Source organism: Brachyspira pilosicoli, assembly GCF_008016535.1.
GTDB lineage: Bacteria > Spirochaetota > Brachyspiria > Brachyspirales > Brachyspiraceae > Brachyspira > Brachyspira pilosicoli_A.
Map to the genome: position 1 here is coordinate 1 of NZ_SAXY01000017.1, position 17,882 is coordinate 17,882.

Sequence of the window (17,882 nt, forward strand, 5' to 3'; positions counted from 1 at the left end):
CTTCTATGTTTTTTAAAATAGTTTCTTTTTCTTCTGGCTTAAATTTAAACGCTACTGCAAATCTTGGAGCACGTGACAAAAATCCTAATTTCTCCTGATACTTAACATCATCAACCTTTATTACAAGCCCGTCAATCTCATAATCCATCTTGCTTCTGTTTTCTTGTATGTTGTAATAAGTTTCTAATACTTTTTTAGCTTCAATATTTGGATGCACTCCTTCCACTGTAAAGCCTAATTCTGATAAAAACTCCATTGATTTATATTCATTAGTTAAATCAAAATCTTTATAATTAGCAATCTGATAAGCAAAGAATTTTAATCTTCTTTTTTTACTTTCAGAACTATCTAATTGTCTTAATCCTCCTGATGCTGCATTTCTTGCATTAGCAAAAGGTATCTCTTCAAGTTCTTCTCTCTCTTTGTTTAAGATTTCAAAATCTTTTTTTGTTATTAGTGCCTCTCCGCGTACAATGAGCTTTTTTGTCTCTTTTATGCTTTTTGGAACATTATTCATCATCTTTACATTATTGGTAACATTCTCTCCAACCTGTCCGTCTCCCCTTGTGCTTGCAACAATAAGTTTTCCTTTTTCGTATATTAACTCTAAAGCAAGACCGTCAAATTTATTTTCAACAGTGTATTTAATTTTACTTTGATTAAGTTCCTTCTGCATTCTGTTGTCAAACTCCAAAAACTCCTCTTCATTCATAACATTAGAAAGCGAGTACATTGCTATAGGATGCTCAAACTTCTCAAATTTTTCAAGTATAGTTCCACCAACTTTATTTGTAGGGCTGTCTTCTTTTTTTAATTCTGGAAACTCCCTCTCAAGATTTTCTAATTCTCTAAAGAGTTTATCATATTCATAATCTTCTATTTCAGGATTATCATCTGTATAATAAAGTTTATTATGATAGTTGATAGTTTTAATTAATTGTTCAATTTTTTGTTTAGCTTCTTCTATATTCATCATTTCCCCTTAAAGCATTATAATTTTTATTGTACTCATCTTTGGTAATTTATTTTTTTAAATCGTTTATATTAAATAATATTTGCATCTTAAAATTTATTGTAATTTATAACAGTTTTATTATAATATAAAATGGTTTGAATTCAATACTTAAATTATTAGGAGATAAATATGGTATTAGATTTGCCTTCAACATTAAAAAAAAATATAGAGAATATTGCCAAAGAAAAAAATATATCAGAAAATAAATTAATAGAAAATGCTATTATAGAATATTTAGAAGATTATTACGATTATAAAATTATTTTGGAAGCAGAAGAAAGATTAAAAAACGGTGAAGAAGTATATTCTATTGATGAAGTAAAAAAAGATTTAAATATAAAATGAAAGTAAGTATTACAAAAACAGCTAAAAAATCTTTAGAAAAATTAGATAGAACTACACAAAAAAGAATATTATATTTTTTATCTGATTTAGAAATATTAGAAAATCCTAGAATAAAAGGAAAATCTCTAAAAGGCGAATTAAAAGAGTATTGGCATTATAGAGTAGGAGATTATAGAATTCTAAGCAAAATTATTGATAATGAATTAATTATTATGGTTATAGATATTGGACATAGAAAAAACATTTATAATGATTAATTTTCTATGCCCATAAAACATATAAACTTATTTACTATAATCAATACCATTTTTAGACAGAACTCTATACCTACACCGTCATTTTCTTTTGCAAGCTTTATCAAATATTTTTCCATTTTTGTTTTTTATATAGTTGTATTTGTTTTGATTATACTACAAATTTAAAATACCAGAAAAATAAACATTCTAGAGGGTGGGGAGTGTAATTAAATTTAAAAACTTTTATTACATTTCCATATTTTTTATATTTTATAATTTCATGTATAACAAATCAATAATTTATATTATTAAACAAGATTGATATGCAAAGTATTAAAATTTATCATTTTTTTTAAAAGCGGTAAATATCTTAATATTCCAATAACTCCCCATCTATTCTTAAAATAATCCGCATAATTATAGCTATTTATAAATCTTATATGACTACTTAATTTTTCTATATCTGATGGTACATCTAATCCCCATCTAAATACAGCATTTGTTTCTTTTACTGTTTCATGATGTTTTGTATTTTTAGCTGCAATTGTAGGTATAATATCAAATATAAAATGACTGTTAATAAAATTCTCAGATAATTTTTCTATTAATTCCCTTATATAAGTTTCTTCTATATACATCAAAACACCTTCAGATATTATTATTACAGTACCTCTTACTTTAATATTTTTTATCCACCTATAATCTAATATAGACGATGATATGCATTCATAATTTTTATTATTTTCAAGTTCTGAAAAAAACTGTTTTCTCAAAGAAATAACATCTTCAAAATCTATATCATACCAATATATGTTATCTTTTATAAATCTAATTGCCCTTGTATCAAGCCCTGCTCCTAAATTAATAATAGTAAAACTTTCTGACATGCTTTTTTCAATAATATCTTTTATTATATCATCAATTATTTTTGTTCTTATACAAGTACCTACTTGACTTCCTTTGGAGTTTTTAAACTTTGAAAAATCATAATCAACTTTATTTAATATATCTATAGATTTAGAATCTACTATAATAGCATCTTTTCTTTTACTCTCCTCTGCTTTTGCCCATAATGTAATTAATAAAGTTTCAGATACACCATTTAAATTAATATTCATAATATAATCTCCTTAAATGTTAGAATGCTCTAACTTTTTTAAAAATTATATAACTTTATATGTTTTTTGTCAAATATTATTAATAAAATAACTTACAGCCACACTTTATTCTATAATAAATAAATTTTAAAGTTTAATATAAACTATCTTTATAACTTATTTAGAAATTGCTGCCCCCGCCCAAGCATTAATTAAATTTATTATTTTCTTAACTGTTTTATTAAAAAATATGATATAATAATTTAAAATAATTTATTATCTAAGGAATAAAATAATGTCATACTCAAAACTCATAGTAAAAAATTTTGGAAAGATTAAAGAAGCAGAAATAGAACTTTCCGATTTAGTTTTATTTATAGGCGATAATAATAGTGGTAAAAGTTATTTGATGACACTAATATATGGATTTGCAAATTATTCAGAAGAAATTTTAAATATTTTATTTCAAGATGAAGATTTTTTATTTAATTTAAAAGAGTACAAAGATATAGAAAATATTATAAATAAGCATTTAGAATATAATAAAGAAAATTACTCTCAAATAATAAAAGTACATAATGATTATTTTATTAATGCTATTAAAAATCCTAGTATATTCTGTGCTGAGCAGACACTAGATGAAAGATTTTTTTTATCATTGGAAGAATTAAAATTACTTAATGATTTATTTAATTTACTTCTTAATAAATACAAAGAAAAAATATTACAGTTGATATTTAACGATATTGATAATTTAATTAATTTAGATGATATAAATTTAAATATATATAAACCTGATTTTAAAATTTTATTAGAACATAACAGAAAAATAAGTATCTTATATAAAAATCATATGAATGATTTTTCAATATCTGGTAATATTCCAGATTTTAGTATATTGAATATTATAATAAATATTTTTTCTATCATGACAAAACATATATTTAATATTTATTATAGCAAAAAAATATTTTTACCAGCATCAAGAACAGGATTTTTCTTATCTTATAAGGAATTAGCTAAACAATCTATAACTTCTGCATTTAACATAGAAAATCAAAAAATTAAAACTTTATTCCAAAAGCCTATTAGTGATTTTATAAATAATTTAATTGATTTATCAAAAGAGTATAAAGAGAATGAAGAATATACAGATATAATAGAAATATTTCATAATATTATTCAAGGAAAAATAGAAGTTAATTCTGAAACGGGAGGATATTATTATAAGCCCAATAATGCAGATGTAAAAATTCCAATGTATTTAAACTCAGCAGTAATTACAGAAACAGCACCATTATATTTATTTTTAAAATATGGTAAAAATATAGGAACTTTTTTTATTGAAGAACCTGAAATGTCTTTGCATCTTAAACTTCAAAAACAAATGGCTAGAATAATTATTAATTTGGTAAATAAAAATATAAATCTTATGATATCAACTCATAGTGATACTATTTTAGAACATATAAATAATATGATTAAACTTAATTCTATAAATGATAAAGATAAAAAAAATAATTTATTAAAAAAATATTCCTACACTGAAAATGACATTATAGATATTGAAAAGATAAGAATATATCAATTTAATACAGATAAAGATAATACAACAAATATAATACCATTAAAAGGAAATAAAGAAACAGGTTTTTACATAGAAACTTTCCATGATTATATCAATGAAGCTTCAAATGAATATGATAAAATTACTGAGAATATTTAAAAAGGTATTTAATTGTTATGGAAAATTTTGAACAATTTTATGATATTATTGATAATAACATGTGCAAATTTATTTTATTAAATAAATATGATATTTTTAGTATTAAAGATAAAAATTCTGAAATGGAAATAAATATTAAATTAACATCTAAATCTATATGTTCAAAAGATATAGAAGGCGAAAGGAAATTTAACCATTTAAAAATAAAAAAATGTGCTGATGCAGTTATTTTAAGAGCAAATCAAAATAATAATTTAGATTTGCATATAATAGAACTAAAAAAAGATATTCATGATGATAAATTAACAAAATTTTCAGATCAATATTTTGGGGCTTATTTAAGAATAATATCTGTTTTATTAAATGAATTAAAGATAGAAAATATTTATTTATATTTAATATATGATAAATTATTAAAAGCTGAAAATATTGATAGTACAAATAAGAATAAGAATATAACATATAATAGAGATTTATTTTATCAATGTAAAATATATAATTCTTTTCATTACCTCAATATATCATTTTTTGATTTAAAAATATTAAATATTATAAAATACAATTTACAAGATAATACAGACATAGTTATTTAAACTTAAAATCTACAAACCGCACGCATAGTAAATATTAGATATATAATTGATTGATAAAATCAAATTTAACCTATCATTAAAAGTTAGCTTACCGTGCGTTAATGATATTTTTATTGATAATATATTAAACATAAAATTAAAATATATTGCAATAGCAATATCTGTGGCTCCTAAACAATTTGTTTTTTTATTTTCTAATTGATTTTTTTATAAAACTTAATATAATTATATGCTGTGAGTTTTAAAACAATTAGGAGTAATTTATGGATTTAAAAAATTACATAAGAAACATACAAGATTATCCTAAAGAGGGTATATTATTTAGAGATATCACAACCTTATTAAAAGATAAAGATGCTTTTAAGTTTGCAATAGATGCTATGGCTAAGCAAGTTGAAGATAAAAAAATAGATTATATAGTAGGAGCTGAGAGCAGAGGATTTTTAATAGGTTCTGCTTTGGCTTATAGATTAAACTGCGGATTTGTGCCTGTTAGAAAGAAAGGTAAATTGCCTTGCAAAACTATATCAGAAGAATATGCATTAGAATATGGCACAGATTCTTTATATATGCACGAAGATGCTATAAATAAAGGAGCTAATGTACTTATAGTAGATGATTTAATTGCTACAGGAGGAACTGCTTTGGCTATGATGAAAATGGTTGAGAGGCTCGGAGGCAATATAGTAGGTTCTTCTTTTTTAATAGAATTAAAAGAATTAAATGGAAGAAAAGATATAAACAAATATCCTGTTAATGTTTTGATAGAATATTAAACTTTTTTATTTAAAAAATAAATATAAAAAATAAAGAATAGGAATTATAATATAACTCCTATTCTTTTTTATTGCATATTTTATTATTTATAAAATTTATTTAGCTAATTTAGCATAATAGAACTTATGAGCACCAAGCGGATCAAATATTACACCAGATAGTTTTTTACTAATCATTATAGGATTAGTATAGAAATAAAGAGGAATTAAACCCATATCATTCATAAGTATATCCTCTGCCTCATGCATAGCTTTCATTCTCACATTTTGGTCTATAGTAGACATAGCAATTTTTAATTTATCATCATAATTTTTATTATAATAACCGCCATTGTTTTGTACACTATAGCTTAAGAATACTCCAAGAAAACTCATAGGATCATTATAATCAGCTATCCAACCATGGCGGGCAATCATATAGTTTTTATTTTGTCTTGTATCTTGGAAAGTAGCCCATTCTTCTTGAGCTATGGTAGAATCTATATTTAAATTCTCTTTCCACATCTGCTGTACTGCTTCAAATATCTGTATATGTTCACCAGAATTAGATTTAAACTCTATAACAGGAAATCTTTCCCCATTAGGATAACCAGCTTCAGCAAGCAGTTTTTTTGCTTCTTCTACATTTTTTTGATAATCTTCAGGTTTTATACTATAATAATCTCCGCCAACCTCTCTAAAATCTCCATAAACATCATTAACTCCGCTAGGCACCCAAGCACCTGCTGGCAACTGTCCACCTCTTGTAACTTGCTCTACTAAATAATTTCTGTCTATTGCCAAAGTTAAAGCCTTTCTTACTCTAACATCTTTTAATACACTATTTGTAATATTGATACAATAATAGTATGTACCTAAATATGGTGATATACGCATTAAACCTTCACTTTGTAATGTTTCTATATCCTGAAGAGGAGGGTTGTTTCCAAAATGTATAGAACCTTCTTTTATACCAGCTACGGCAGCGGTGCCATTTTGCATAAGTATGAATACTAATTTTTCTGGTATAATATTTTCACTATTCCAATAATTAGTATTTTTTACCATTACAAGTCTGTCATCAGTTCTTCTCTCTACCAAAGTAAAAGGACCATTACCTATATATGTGTCTGGTGAAAGAGTCCAATTATCTTTATTTTCTTCTATTATATCTTTTCTAACAGGATAAAATGTAGGAAAAGCAGCAAGCTCTAAGAAATAAGCAGTAGGGGCATTTAATGTTACTTCTAAAGTATTTTCATCTATAGCTTTTATTCCTAAATCTTCAACAGGTTTTTTACCAGAATTAATATCCATAGCATTTAATACAGGCTCAAATTGATAAGCATATTCAGAAGCTGTAATTGGATCAACAGCTCTCTGCCAAGAATAAACAAAGTCTTCAGCTGTAATTTCTTTGCCGTCAGACCATTTAGCATTTTCTCTTATATGAAAAGTATAAGTTAAACCATCTTCACTTATATCCCAACTTTCTGCAACACCAGGTATTATTTTATTATCTTTATCTCTAGTAGCTAAACCCTCAAAAGCATGCTGAATATATATGCTTCCATCTACTGTAGAGTTTAATATCGGGTCTATTGTTTTTGGTTCGGGACCCACATTAATATATATTGCTCCTTCATCTGCTTTATTTCCGCCGCAAGAAATTGATATAATCATTAAAGCAGATAAGAGTAATAAAGTTAAATGTTTCATAATATTTATTCTCCTGTATTTTATATTAATCTTATTATATTTTGTATGATGATATTGTCAATTAATATTTATAAAATAATTATATATATGAGTTACTATATTATAAAAAATTAAAAACTAATTTTTGACAGAATTCAATTTTTTTAGTAAAATGCTAGTTATAAAATAATTTATTTTGCTGTAGTTTTAGATTTATGAAAAATACTGAAATATCAAATCTTTTAATAGAAAAGTTCAAAAATAGCGAAGAATACAAATCTTTTGATTTAAACACTGTAAAAAACATATATGGCATAAAAGGAGGTGCTGACGCTCTTTTTTTTGCAGCTCTTTTTAAAGACAAAAATAAAAGTTTAATGATTATAAAAGAAGATGAAAATGAAGCTATGCTGTTAAGTCAATCTTTAAACTTTTATAACATTGAGAATTATTATTTCCCAGATTATGATAGTGTAGCTTTTACAAAAATGTCTCCTATTACAGATATAGTGCAAGACAGATTAGGTATTTTATATAAACTAATCAATGAAGATAAATTTATTCTAATAACAACAATAAAATCCATCGCAAGAAAACTCCCAAACAAAGAAACATTAAAAAATAATATAATCAATATAAAAGTTAATGACAAATTAAATATAGATTCTTTAAGGCTAAATTTGTATGATTTTGGATATGTGATAGAGAGAGAAGTTTCTGAGGTTGGAACTTGTGCTGTGAGAGGTAGCATAATAGATATATATTCTATTCTTTATAATAATCCTATTAGAATAGAATTATTTGATGATGAGGTTGAGAGTATAAGATTTTTTAATATAGAAGATGGAAAATCATACAAAAATATTGAAGAGATTATAATATATCCTGTGAGAGAAGCAATTTATAAAGATTCAATTATAGAAGAGGTTCTAAACAAAGATATTAACAGTGAATTAAAAGACAATATACAGAAAAGTAAATATTTTGCAGGAAACGAGAATTTACTCGGAATATTTAATAATAATTTAGAAACTATATTTGATTATGCTAATGAAAGTATTATATTTACAGACGATGTATTAAAATTAAAAAATAAGTTAATAAATGTTTTATCAACTATAGAAGAAAATTTTAACGATATAGATAATATATTTAAATCTTTTTATGATAACATAAACTCTCTTTATATAGATATCAATTATTTTGAAGAGATATCAAAAAATACAATTAATTTAAGCCCTTTTATAGTAGATAATAATATTCATAAATTTAGTTTTGAAAAAGGAATATCTTTCAAATCAAAGCTAACAGAGTTTTTAGATTATATTAAAGATTATAGGAAAAAGGATTATTTTATTATACTCTCTACTAGTCATTATGACCAAGCAAAGAGATTTTATAAGATAATGGATAATTTAGAGCCTAAATTAATTGCATCAGAAGAAAACACTAGTGATGAAGAAAGTAAAATAGTAGATGAAAACAATATAATAGACAATGAAGAAAATCTTGATTTCTCTAATAATAAAAATAACTTCTATATAATAACAACTCAATCAGCATCAGGTTTTATTAAAGATGATATAAAAACAATATTTATAGCAGACTGGGAAGTATTTGGAAGAAAAAGAAAAAGAGTAAAAAAGATACCAAAAGTAAATAAAAATATCATAGAAACATTTGTTGATTTAAATATAGGTGACTATGCTGTTCATGTAAATTATGGTATAGGTAAATATTTAGGCTTAACGAGAAAACTCTCAAACGGAAAAGAAAAAGATTATTTAACATTAGAGTACGCAAAAGGAGATAAACTCTATATACCCGTGGAGCAGATGAATTTTGTGCAAAAATACATATCTGGAAGCGGAGAAGAGCCAAAATTAACGGCATTAGGCGGAAGTGCTTGGGATAAAATAAAAAGTAAAGCTAGAGAAGATGCTTTGGCTACAGCAAGAGAACTTATAAAAATATATGCAATTCGCTCTAGTGTTCATGGCAATATTTACGGAGCAGATACTCAGTGGCAAGATGACTTTGAGGCTTCATTTAACTATGAGGAAACTGTTGATCAATTAAGAGCTATAAATGATATAAAAACAGATATGGAAAGCGATAAGATGATGGACAGGCTTGTTTGCGGAGATGTTGGATTTGGAAAGACTGAGGTTGCTTTTAGGGCTATATTTAAAGCTGTTATGGCAGGCAAACAATGTGCAATACTCTGCCCTACTACAATACTCTCGCAGCAGCATTACAATAACGCTAAAAAAAGATTTGAAGATTTTCCTGTTCGTATAGAAGTATTAAATAGATTTATCTCATCAAGACAGGCTAAGAAAAATAAAGAAATGCTTGAAAATGGTTCTTGCGATATTATAATAGGTACACATATGCTTTTATCTGATGATATTAAGTTTAAAAATTTAGGTTTAATAGTGATAGATGAAGAGCAGAGATTTGGAGTAAAACATAAAGAAGCATTAAAAAAACTTAGATTTGAAACTGATGTACTCACATTATCTGCAACACCAATACCAAGAACATTGAACATGGCATTAACAGGCATAAGAGATATAAGCATAATAGAAACACCTCCATTAAACAGAATACCTGTAAAAACTTATGTAATGGAATTTAATGAAAACACTGTTGTAACTGCAATAGAGAGAGAATTAAAAAGAAACGGACAAGTATTTTATTTGTATAACAGAATAGACACAATAGAATCATTTGCTTTGATGATAAAAAAGCTATGTCCAAAAGCTTCTATATGTGTAGCACATGGAAGAATGACAGGTGTTCAATTAGAAAAAATTATGTCGGATTTTATTAATCATAAATATGATATATTAGTATCTACTACAATAATAGAAAATGGAATTGACATACCTAATGCCAACACCATATTAATAGATAATGCTAATAAACTAGGTCTTTCTGAACTTTATCAATTAAGAGGAAGAGTTGGAAGGAGCGACAAAGAGGCTTATGCTTATATGTTTTATCCTGAAAATTTGGCATTAACAGAAGTAGCTTATAAAAGACTTCAAGCCATATCAGAACATACAGATTTAGGTGCTGGTTTTAAGATAGCAATGAGAGATTTGGAAATAAGAGGAGCTGGCAACATATTAGGAAAAGAACAATCTGGTATGATTTATCAGGTTGGTTATGAGCTTTATACTCAAATGCTTGAAGAGGCTACCAATGAATATAAGGGTGAAATAAAAGAGGTTACTTTTGATACGGTTATAGATTTTAAGCATAATTTGTTTATACCAGATGAATATATATCAGACCCTAAAGAAAAAATATCAGTATATAAATTAATAATGCGTTCGCAAAGCAATGAAGATATTTACACTGCCAAAGAATATATGATAGATAAATATGGAAAAATGCCTAAAGAAATGGAAGATATATTTAGTATAGCAAAATTAAAAGTAATATTAAAAAGGGTGAGAGTATTATCAGTTATAGAAGGGCATTATAATATGTATATAAAACTTGATAAATATTCTAAAATAGATGCTAAGAAGGTATCAAAATTAGTTTCTTTAGAAGGCTCTGGAATTTATTTTGATAAAGAAAATCTTAATCAATTAATAGTACCCGTAGTAGATGATAATTTAATGTGGAAAATAAATAAAGTGACTGAAGTAATATTAGAAATAGAAAGTTTAGAAGAACACAAAGAAAGTAGTAAAGAAAAAAGTTTAGCAGATGTTAATATAGAATCTCAGAAAAAAAATAAACAAAATAATACAAGAAAAAGAAAAATAATAAAAATTAATAAAAGAGAGAATTAATCTTTATTATTATCCTTATTTTCACTTTTGTTTTTTTCTTTTCTACTATTAACTATTCTTGTAGTGATGGCATAAATACAAAGAAGTACAAATCCTATAAGTAATAGTTTATTAATCATAATTTCTCCAAACAAAAAGTCTATATAAAAATAAAAGGTGAAGTAATAACACCCCACCTTTTATTATATCTAAAAGAATTCTAATTACCAAGTATCTCTTGGGTCATCAGCTTCTTTATAAGTTTCTAAATACATATCAGTTCTAGCTTCCAAGTTATCGAAGTAAATATAATATTTACCATAAGAATCTCTAGGATCAACTTTAACATTGATACCCATAAAGCTTATACCTTGTTCAGCTTGACCTCTGAAATCTTCTTGTTTAACTTTAGCAGGTACTTGTACAGTAATTTTTTTCCAACCCATAAAGTTAAGAGGTTCATTACCAATATTTTGAGGTTTACCGTTAATATCATAAACATAGAAGCTCATTCTGTTATTATGATTTCTTCCAGCTACCCAAACGCTAATTTCTTTAGTGAAACCAGGGATTTTAACAGGTCTAGGAGGAGTAACAGAAAACCAAGGATAACCTGTTTTGAAATACTCTACTTTAGCACCTAAAATATATTTATTAGCATCAGCATTTTCAGCAGTAACATCAGCAGGACCGCCTTCACGACGAATTATACTAATAACACCATAATCCCTAGGCATAGATGCTTGCCAAGTATTAGCAAATTCAAAATCATCTATTAAGAAATTAGTATAAGATTCAGTAACGAAATTATTATTTCCTGCTTGACCATTATCTTGTGCTGCATCTTGTGCGAATAACAAGAATGCAACAGTTAAAATCAACATTGTTATCAAAATACTTAATCTTTTCATTGTATTTTTTCTCCTTATTAAACCTTATTGTTGCACTTCTTGTTGAGTAGTATCACCAGTAGTAGTACCACCGTCTTCACCTACAACTTTTGCACCGCCTTCAGAATACTGTTCAGCAGAACTTCCGCCGATTTCCTGACCAAGAGTAGTCTCTATGTCAGAACCGTCATAAGCTTCTCTAAACGTATCTGTAACTGTTTGGAAATAGTCTAATAATACAACGAAATTATCAGCTCTTTCTTCAGGTGAAGCCCAGAAACGGAAATTCAAGAATCTTAAACCTTTAGCTCTAGGAACATAAGGCTCTTCCTGAGGTAAGAAAGCAGGAACTGATGTGCTTAAATTTTTCCAACCAATATATTTTAAAGAACCAATAGGCAATGTATAAGTATAACCGCGATAATCTTCAAATAACATTTCCATAGTGTAGTCATAATTTCCGCCCCATACCCATACATCAAAAGTCTGAGCTTTACCAGGGATAATTTTTTGTACTGTTGGTACTAAATCAAAGAAATTGTATCCTTTTCTAAAAAATGATACACTTACTGATAATGAATTAGTGGAATTGTAACCTTGATTACCCATACCAAAAGGTTTAGTTGCAAATAATCTCATATTTGGGTATTTCATTACAACACCATTTTCATTTGTTCTATCGCCTGTAAACATGAAACGACTTCCATTTGATATAGGCTGCCATTCATCTAATGTTTCAAAATTATAAAGTACTCTTGTTTCGAAATAAACACTAGCACCTTGTCCATAAACAGCAAATGAACATAAGCATATGAATAGACAAATGATTATGAGGTAGCGAGAAATGTCTCGCATACTTCTATAGAATTTCATAGCGCACTCTCCTTAATATTTATAGCTAAGCAATTATATCCAATAACTTACACAATTATATTATTAATAATAAAAATTGTCAACTATAAAATATAAAATTATAACTTCCATTCCTTAATATATCGTTATAAAATATAAAATTATAACTTGCATTCCTTAATATATCGTTATAAAATATAAAATTATAACTTCCATTCCTTAATATATCGTATTGTAATAACATAATATTTATATTAATTGATTTAAATATATATTATGATAATATTATTTTTAATCTTTTAATGAAAGAAATAATAAAATATGAGACTAAACAAATATATTGCTTCTCTAAACATAGCAAGCAGAAGAGAGGCTGATAATCTTATTAAAGACGGAAAAGTTAAAGTAAACGGTGAAATAATACTTAATCCTGCAACACAAGTATCTGAAACCGATAAAGTAGAATGCGATAAAGATGAAAAAAATAAAATATATATAAAACTAAACAAGCCTAGAGGATATGTTGTATCTACAAACAAAGATGAAGGAAAGACTATCTATCAGCTATTAAATAATAAATTGAAAGGAGTTTATCCTGTTGGAAGATTAGATAAAGACAGCAATGGGCTTATACTACTTACAAATGATGGGGTATTTGCTAAAAAAATAATAGGTGAAAACTCTAATTGCGAAAAGGAATATTATGTTAAAGTAAATGATAATATACCAGATGGGGCATTAAAAAAATTAGAATATGGAATATCTTTAGACGGAAAAAAATTAAAGCCAGCTAAAACAAAAAGAGTAACAAAAAATTCATTTAACATAATTCTTACAGAAGGAAGAAACAGACAAATAAGAAGAATGTGCCAAAAAATAGGTTTTGAAGTAATTATACTAAAAAGACTTAGAATTAATAATATATTTTTAAACGAACTTAAAGAAGGCAGTTTTGAATATTTAACAAAAGAAGAAATTGACTGCATAATGGAATCATAATCCACATTATGCAATCAAAATAAAATTAAATAAACATATTAATTAAAAAGTGCTGAAACCATCATCTGTTATATTTCCTGATCCAGAAAATGTTTCTCCAAACTCTCTGTCATTAGAAATACTTACATCTTTTTTAGGAGGTTTTACTTGAGTATCTTCTTTTTTAATATCATCTTTTTTTGGAGGAATATATGATTTTTTATTAGTTTTTTCCTCTTTTGATTTTTTTATATCATCACTGCTTAATTTAAAAAAGCTAATAGCTTCTTGAAGACTTCTTGCCTGCTTGAGCAAATCTTCTGAAGTATAAGCACTCTCCTGAACTAAAGAAGCATTATGCTGAGTAACAGTATCCATTTCAGAAACAGCAATATTAACTTGATCAACACCAGCCTGCTGTTCCATTGCAGTAGAACTAATATTTTGCATTATTTTAGCTGTATCATCTATTTTTTGCTGAATATCAATAAATATCTCTTGAGATTGATGAGCTGTTTCTGTTACTTTATTTATTTTTTCATTTGTGTTATCTACCAAATCAGTAATATCTTTTACAGATGATTGAGTAGTTTGAGCCAAATTTCTAACTTCGCTTGCAACAACTGCAAAACCTTTACCTTGGTCTCCTGCCCTTGCCGCTTCAACTGCAGCATTAAGTGCTAATATGTTTGTTTGAAAAGCAATATCTTCTATTATTTTTGTAATATTTTTTATCTTTGTGCTCGCTTCAAATACATCTTCTATATTTTTTGTTGTTTCTGTTATAATGCTTCCGGCACTTTCTATAGCCTCTTTAGAAGAGACCATCATATTGTTTCCTGTTATAGCATAATCGGTAGAAGATTTTATTGTAGAAGCCATCTCCTCCATAGAACTTGCAGTCTCTTCCAAACTTGCAGCCTGCGATTCTGTTCTTCTTGATAAATCTGTATTACTATTTGAAAGTTCTTTTGCAGCATTAACTATATTATTAGAAGCCTCGTTAACATCTGTGATAGTCTCTATTAATTTATTTCTCATACTCACAAAAGATTTTGATAAAATACCTATCTCATCTTTTCTTTGTCTTATACGCTGCTTAGAACTGCTTAAATCACCACGCTCTATCTTCGATGCTTCCTCTACAACTATTTCTAATTGCTTAGTAATTGTTCTTATAAACAAATTAACTAGTACAGCCAAAATTATTATAGAAATTATTCCTATTATGCTTATAGCTATTATCAATTTTATATTTTGTTCATATATCTCATAATTCATCATAGCAAGTGCTATTATCCAAGGCTGATTTTTTAATTTATGATATGCCGCTGTTCTTTTTTGACCGTTGATTTCATACGTTAAATTGCCGCTTATATTGCCGCTTTTAAAAGCTTCCTCATATACAGGATTTATTTTCATAACTGCTATATTCTCATATAAAGAATCCATTATATTATATAATTTATCAGTAGTTATAAAAAGTCCTCCAGTCTTTCCCAAATCTATATCAGAAAAATGAGTTTGATGGAGCATATACCAATCTAGAAAAATATAAATATAACCTATTGTAATATTATACGAATCTTTAACAGGCTTTATAGCAGGCATAGCCCATTTTGAAGTAATTTCAGATTGAACTAGTCTATAAGAATATACAACACCGTCTGTATTCTCAGAAACAAATCTGTTCCAAGCATCTGGAATATAATCTTTAAGGTTTTTACCCAAAGCAGAAGAAGACATTGAATCTAAAAATATATCGCCTTCAGAATCCGCTATACCAAAATTAATAAGATAGAGATTATTATTTTTGAATTTATTTATAGTTTCCGACAATAATTCTTCAGTAAAATTAACATCATTCTCTAAATATTTTACAACTGTAGGAGTAACAGAATATGTACTTATTAGAGATGTCTGCAAATCAAATCAAGTATCTAAAACAGATGCATAACCAACTATAGTGCTGTTAAATCCGCCTAATCTGTTTTTACTAATACCGCTGCTTGCTATATTAACAGAAGATATTAGCATTACTATTATAATTAAAACAACTATAGAACATATTACAAATGGCATTCTAAAACCTAAACTATTTACTTTCTTCATAATTAAATAACTCCTAATATATCTCTCTCATACTATATAAAATAAAAAACATTATAAAATAACTATAATAAAAAAGCTATAGTATTAAAATGAATGTAATACTATAGCTTTTAAATGTTTTTTAATAAAAAAATATTATCTATAAGATTTTTCTAATACAGTTAATACTTCTTCGTCAGTAAAGTTATGAGGATCACATTCAAACAATCCGCCCATAGCAAATCTAGCATTCTTAGCTATTTTTGGCAAATCATCTTTACTCATACCATAATCGGAAAGTTTTAGATTATCTACGCCGCAAGCCTTCTGTAAATCAACTAAAGCTTCTACAAAATCCATAGCCTTATTAGCATCTTTTTTACCTAAAGCCTTAGCCATATCAATCATTTTTTCATCGCAATCATGAGCATTTGCTATTGCAGTATAATATTCTTTACTTATTATAATAAGCCCCGCACCATGCTCAAGTTTTGGATAATAAGCACTCAAAGCATGCTCTATAGAATGTTCTGAAGTGCAGCTTGAAGTACTTTCCACTATTCCAGATAAAGTATTAGCCATAGCAACATCTTCTCTTGCTTTCATATTGCTGCCGTCTTTAACAGCATCGGCCAAACTTTTGCCTATAAGTTCTATTGCTTTTAATGCAAACAAATCACTCATATCGCTTGCAATTTTATTAATATATCCTTCTGTACTATGAAACAATGCATCAAAACCCTGATAAGCAGTAAGTTTAGGAGGAACTGTTTTCATAAGCTCTGGGTCTACTATAGAAAGATAAGGATAAGTTTTTTCATAACCGAAACCTATTTTTTCATTGCCGTTAGTGATAACAGTCCAAGGGTCTGCCTCTGTACCTGTGCCTGCTGTTGTTGTTATTGCTACCACTGGAAGAGGGTCATTGGGTATCGCTTTACCCTTACCAGTACCGCCGAATATATAATCCCAATAATCTCCGTCATTAGCAGCCATTACAGCGATAGATTTTGAAGAGTCAATACTGCTTCCTCCGCCTATACCTATTACAAAATCACAATTTTCTTTTTTTGCCAAAGCAGCCCCTTCCATTACATGGTCTTTTATTGGATTTGGTAAAATTTTGTCAAATAAAACATAGCTTACATTTGCTTTTTTTAATTCTTCTTCTAATCTATTTAAATAACCATATTTCTTTATAGAAGTACCGCCTGTAACAATTAATGCTTTTTTGCCCGGAAGCTTTTGTTTATGCAGTTTATTTAGAGAACCTGTACCAAATATAACTTTACTTGGCATATAAAAATTAAAATCCATAATATAGCTCCTATTTTTTAATAAATAATGATGAATAGTTTAAATTATACAACTGTGCCGTATTTAAATCAAATTAATAATAATTTTTATATTTTTGTTTGTGGGGACTAGTCCCCACACCCCCAGTTCTTTTGCGACCGAAGGAAGTGCATGTGGTATTGGTATAAAAGAACTGCATTTTTATTATAAATTTTATAATTTAATTGTACATTAAAATGCACTCCACCGCACGACTAAGAAGTTATAATTAAAGCATAACATTATCGTGTGGCAAGGTGGTACAGCTCGTACGCGGGAAAAAGAACAACAAAAAATTGATATAGAAAATTCTTTTACTATATACTACAAATTTTTAACTTTATTTATTTTTATGGGGCTGGCCCAGATAACTTAAATTTGTTAAAATTTAAGTATGAAACGCAGTAAATTAAGTGAAGAAAAACAATTAAAATTAATAGAGCATTTTGTAGCAGGAACTACAGCAAGGACTGCCTCAGC

At 27.0% G+C, this 17,882-nt stretch carries 14 protein-coding genes and 2 pseudogenes; 8 read left to right on the plus strand and 8 right to left on the minus strand.

What is annotated here, in order from left to right; genetic code table 11:
- The coding region (gene ligA, locus EPJ72_RS02615) for an NAD-dependent DNA ligase LigA (protein WP_147730701.1) at positions 1-973 on the minus strand (973 nt) is incomplete at its 3' end.
- Positions 974-1,144: 171 nt separating this feature from the next.
- Between ligA and EPJ72_RS02620 the strand changes: the two genes are divergently transcribed.
- Together EPJ72_RS02620 and EPJ72_RS02625 are read left to right on the plus strand one after the other, a co-directional pair.
- Positions 1,145-1,360, plus strand: a complete 216-nt coding sequence (locus EPJ72_RS02620) for a DUF6290 family protein (protein WP_147730702.1) — start codon at positions 1,145-1,147, stop codon at positions 1,358-1,360.
- Complete coding sequence (locus EPJ72_RS02625) at positions 1,357-1,617, plus strand: type II toxin-antitoxin system RelE family toxin (protein WP_147730703.1); 261 nt, start codon at positions 1,357-1,359, stop codon at positions 1,615-1,617. The genes EPJ72_RS02620 and EPJ72_RS02625 overlap by 4 nt, the downstream gene beginning before the upstream one ends.
- Before the next feature lie 287 nt (positions 1,618-1,904).
- On the opposite strand, the gene EPJ72_RS02630 is transcribed toward EPJ72_RS02625, so the two are convergent.
- Positions 1,905-2,714, minus strand: a complete 810-nt coding sequence (locus tag EPJ72_RS02630) for a class I SAM-dependent methyltransferase (RefSeq protein ID WP_014933734.1) — start codon at positions 2,712-2,714, stop codon at positions 1,905-1,907.
- A 274-nt stretch (positions 2,715-2,988) separates the two neighbouring features.
- On the opposite strand from EPJ72_RS02630, the gene EPJ72_RS02635 reads away from it, so the two are divergent.
- The 3 genes from EPJ72_RS02635 to EPJ72_RS02645 all read left to right on the plus strand — a co-directional run bounded on the left by EPJ72_RS02635 (position 2,989) and on the right by EPJ72_RS02645 (position 5,788).
- Positions 2,989-4,419 carry an AAA family ATPase gene (locus EPJ72_RS02635; protein WP_147730704.1) on the plus strand — a complete coding sequence of 477 codons (1,431 nt, stop codon included), beginning with the start codon at positions 2,989-2,991 and terminating at the stop codon, positions 4,417-4,419.
- A gap of 17 nt (positions 4,420-4,436) precedes the next feature.
- On the plus strand, positions 4,437-5,012 hold the full coding sequence (locus EPJ72_RS02640) for a hypothetical protein (protein ID WP_147730705.1): 576 nt from the start codon (positions 4,437-4,439) through the stop codon (positions 5,010-5,012).
- 263 nt (positions 5,013-5,275) lie between these two features.
- A complete protein-coding gene (locus tag EPJ72_RS02645; protein ID WP_147730706.1) occupies positions 5,276-5,788 on the plus strand; it encodes an adenine phosphoribosyltransferase in 513 nt (170 codons plus the stop codon).
- 96 nt (positions 5,789-5,884) lie between these two features.
- Here EPJ72_RS02645 and EPJ72_RS02650 read toward each other — a convergent pair whose 3' ends face one another.
- Complete coding sequence (locus EPJ72_RS02650; RefSeq protein ID WP_147730707.1) at positions 5,885-7,486, minus strand: peptide ABC transporter substrate-binding protein; 1,602 nt, start codon at positions 7,484-7,486, stop codon at positions 5,885-5,887.
- Between the two features lie 194 nt (positions 7,487-7,680).
- Here EPJ72_RS02650 and mfd point away from each other — a divergent pair, with 194 nt between their 5' ends.
- Positions 7,681-11,277, plus strand: a complete 3,597-nt coding sequence (mfd, locus tag EPJ72_RS02655; protein WP_147730708.1) for a transcription-repair coupling factor — start codon at positions 7,681-7,683, stop codon at positions 11,275-11,277.
- On the opposite strand, the gene EPJ72_RS13580 is transcribed toward mfd, so the two are convergent.
- From EPJ72_RS13580 to EPJ72_RS02665, 3 genes are all read right to left on the minus strand, one after another.
- Complete coding sequence (locus tag EPJ72_RS13580; RefSeq protein ID WP_277871902.1) at positions 11,274-11,396, minus strand: hypothetical protein; 123 nt, start codon at positions 11,394-11,396, stop codon at positions 11,274-11,276. The genes mfd and EPJ72_RS13580 overlap by 4 nt on opposite strands.
- An 84-nt stretch (positions 11,397-11,480) precedes the next feature.
- A complete protein-coding gene (locus tag EPJ72_RS02660) occupies positions 11,481-12,167 on the minus strand; it encodes a flagellar filament outer layer protein FlaA (protein ID WP_147730709.1) in 687 nt (228 codons plus the stop codon).
- A 24-nt stretch (positions 12,168-12,191) separates the two neighbouring features.
- The gene (locus EPJ72_RS02665) at positions 12,192-13,019 is read right to left on the minus strand and encodes a flagellar filament outer layer protein FlaA (protein ID WP_147730710.1); all 828 of its coding nucleotides are present in this window, start codon (positions 13,017-13,019) and stop codon (positions 12,192-12,194) included.
- A 300-nt stretch (positions 13,020-13,319) separates the two neighbouring features.
- On the opposite strand from EPJ72_RS02665, the gene EPJ72_RS02670 reads away from it, so the two are divergent.
- Positions 13,320-13,997 carry a pseudouridine synthase gene (locus EPJ72_RS02670; protein WP_147730711.1) on the plus strand — a complete coding sequence of 226 codons (678 nt, stop codon included), beginning with the start codon at positions 13,320-13,322 and terminating at the stop codon, positions 13,995-13,997.
- Between the two features lie 42 nt (positions 13,998-14,039).
- On the opposite strand, the pseudogene EPJ72_RS02675 reads toward EPJ72_RS02670, so the two are convergent.
- Positions 14,040-16,088 (minus strand): annotated as a pseudogene (locus EPJ72_RS02675) (methyl-accepting chemotaxis protein).
- A 135-nt stretch (positions 16,089-16,223) separates the two neighbouring features.
- Positions 16,224-17,384 (minus strand): iron-containing alcohol dehydrogenase, encoded by a 1,161-nt coding sequence (locus EPJ72_RS02680; RefSeq protein WP_147730712.1) that lies wholly within the window; start codon positions 17,382-17,384, stop codon positions 16,224-16,226.
- 412 nt (positions 17,385-17,796) lie between these two features.
- On the opposite strand from EPJ72_RS02680, the pseudogene EPJ72_RS02685 reads away from it, so the two are divergent.
- Positions 17,797-17,882, plus strand: a pseudogene (locus EPJ72_RS02685) (IS1595 family transposase); the annotation flags it as partial.

What these genes read in the sequence shown, in the direction of transcription:
- EPJ72_RS02680 (WP_147730712.1), bottom strand. Translation starts at nt 17,384, where the DNA reads ATGGATTTTAATTTTTATATGCCAAGTAAAGTTATATTTGGTACAGGT.
- EPJ72_RS02660 (WP_147730709.1), bottom strand. Translation starts at nt 12,167, where the DNA reads ATGAAAAGATTAAGTATTTTGATAACAATGTTGATTTTAACTGTTGCA.
- EPJ72_RS02650 (WP_147730707.1), bottom strand. Translation starts at nt 7,486, where the DNA reads ATGAAACATTTAACTTTATTACTCTTATCTGCTTTAATGATTATATCA.
- EPJ72_RS02665 (WP_147730710.1), bottom strand. Translation starts at nt 13,019, where the DNA reads ATGAAATTCTATAGAAGTATGCGAGACATTTCTCGCTACCTCATAATC.
- EPJ72_RS02630 (WP_014933734.1), bottom strand. Translation starts at nt 2,714, where the DNA reads ATGAATATTAATTTAAATGGTGTATCTGAAACTTTATTAATTACATTA.
- EPJ72_RS02640 (WP_147730705.1), top strand. Translation starts at nt 4,437, where the DNA reads ATGGAAAATTTTGAACAATTTTATGATATTATTGATAATAACATGTGC.
- mfd (WP_147730708.1), top strand. Translation starts at nt 7,681, where the DNA reads ATGAAAAATACTGAAATATCAAATCTTTTAATAGAAAAGTTCAAAAAT.
- EPJ72_RS02645 (WP_147730706.1), top strand. Translation starts at nt 5,276, where the DNA reads ATGGATTTAAAAAATTACATAAGAAACATACAAGATTATCCTAAAGAG.
- EPJ72_RS13580 (WP_277871902.1), bottom strand. Translation starts at nt 11,396, where the DNA reads ATGATTAATAAACTATTACTTATAGGATTTGTACTTCTTTGTATTTAT.
- EPJ72_RS02670 (WP_147730711.1), top strand. Translation starts at nt 13,320, where the DNA reads ATGAGACTAAACAAATATATTGCTTCTCTAAACATAGCAAGCAGAAGA.
- EPJ72_RS02635 (WP_147730704.1), top strand. Translation starts at nt 2,989, where the DNA reads ATGTCATACTCAAAACTCATAGTAAAAAATTTTGGAAAGATTAAAGAA.
- EPJ72_RS02625 (WP_147730703.1), top strand. Translation starts at nt 1,357, where the DNA reads ATGAAAGTAAGTATTACAAAAACAGCTAAAAAATCTTTAGAAAAATTA.
- EPJ72_RS02620 (WP_147730702.1), top strand. Translation starts at nt 1,145, where the DNA reads ATGGTATTAGATTTGCCTTCAACATTAAAAAAAAATATAGAGAATATT.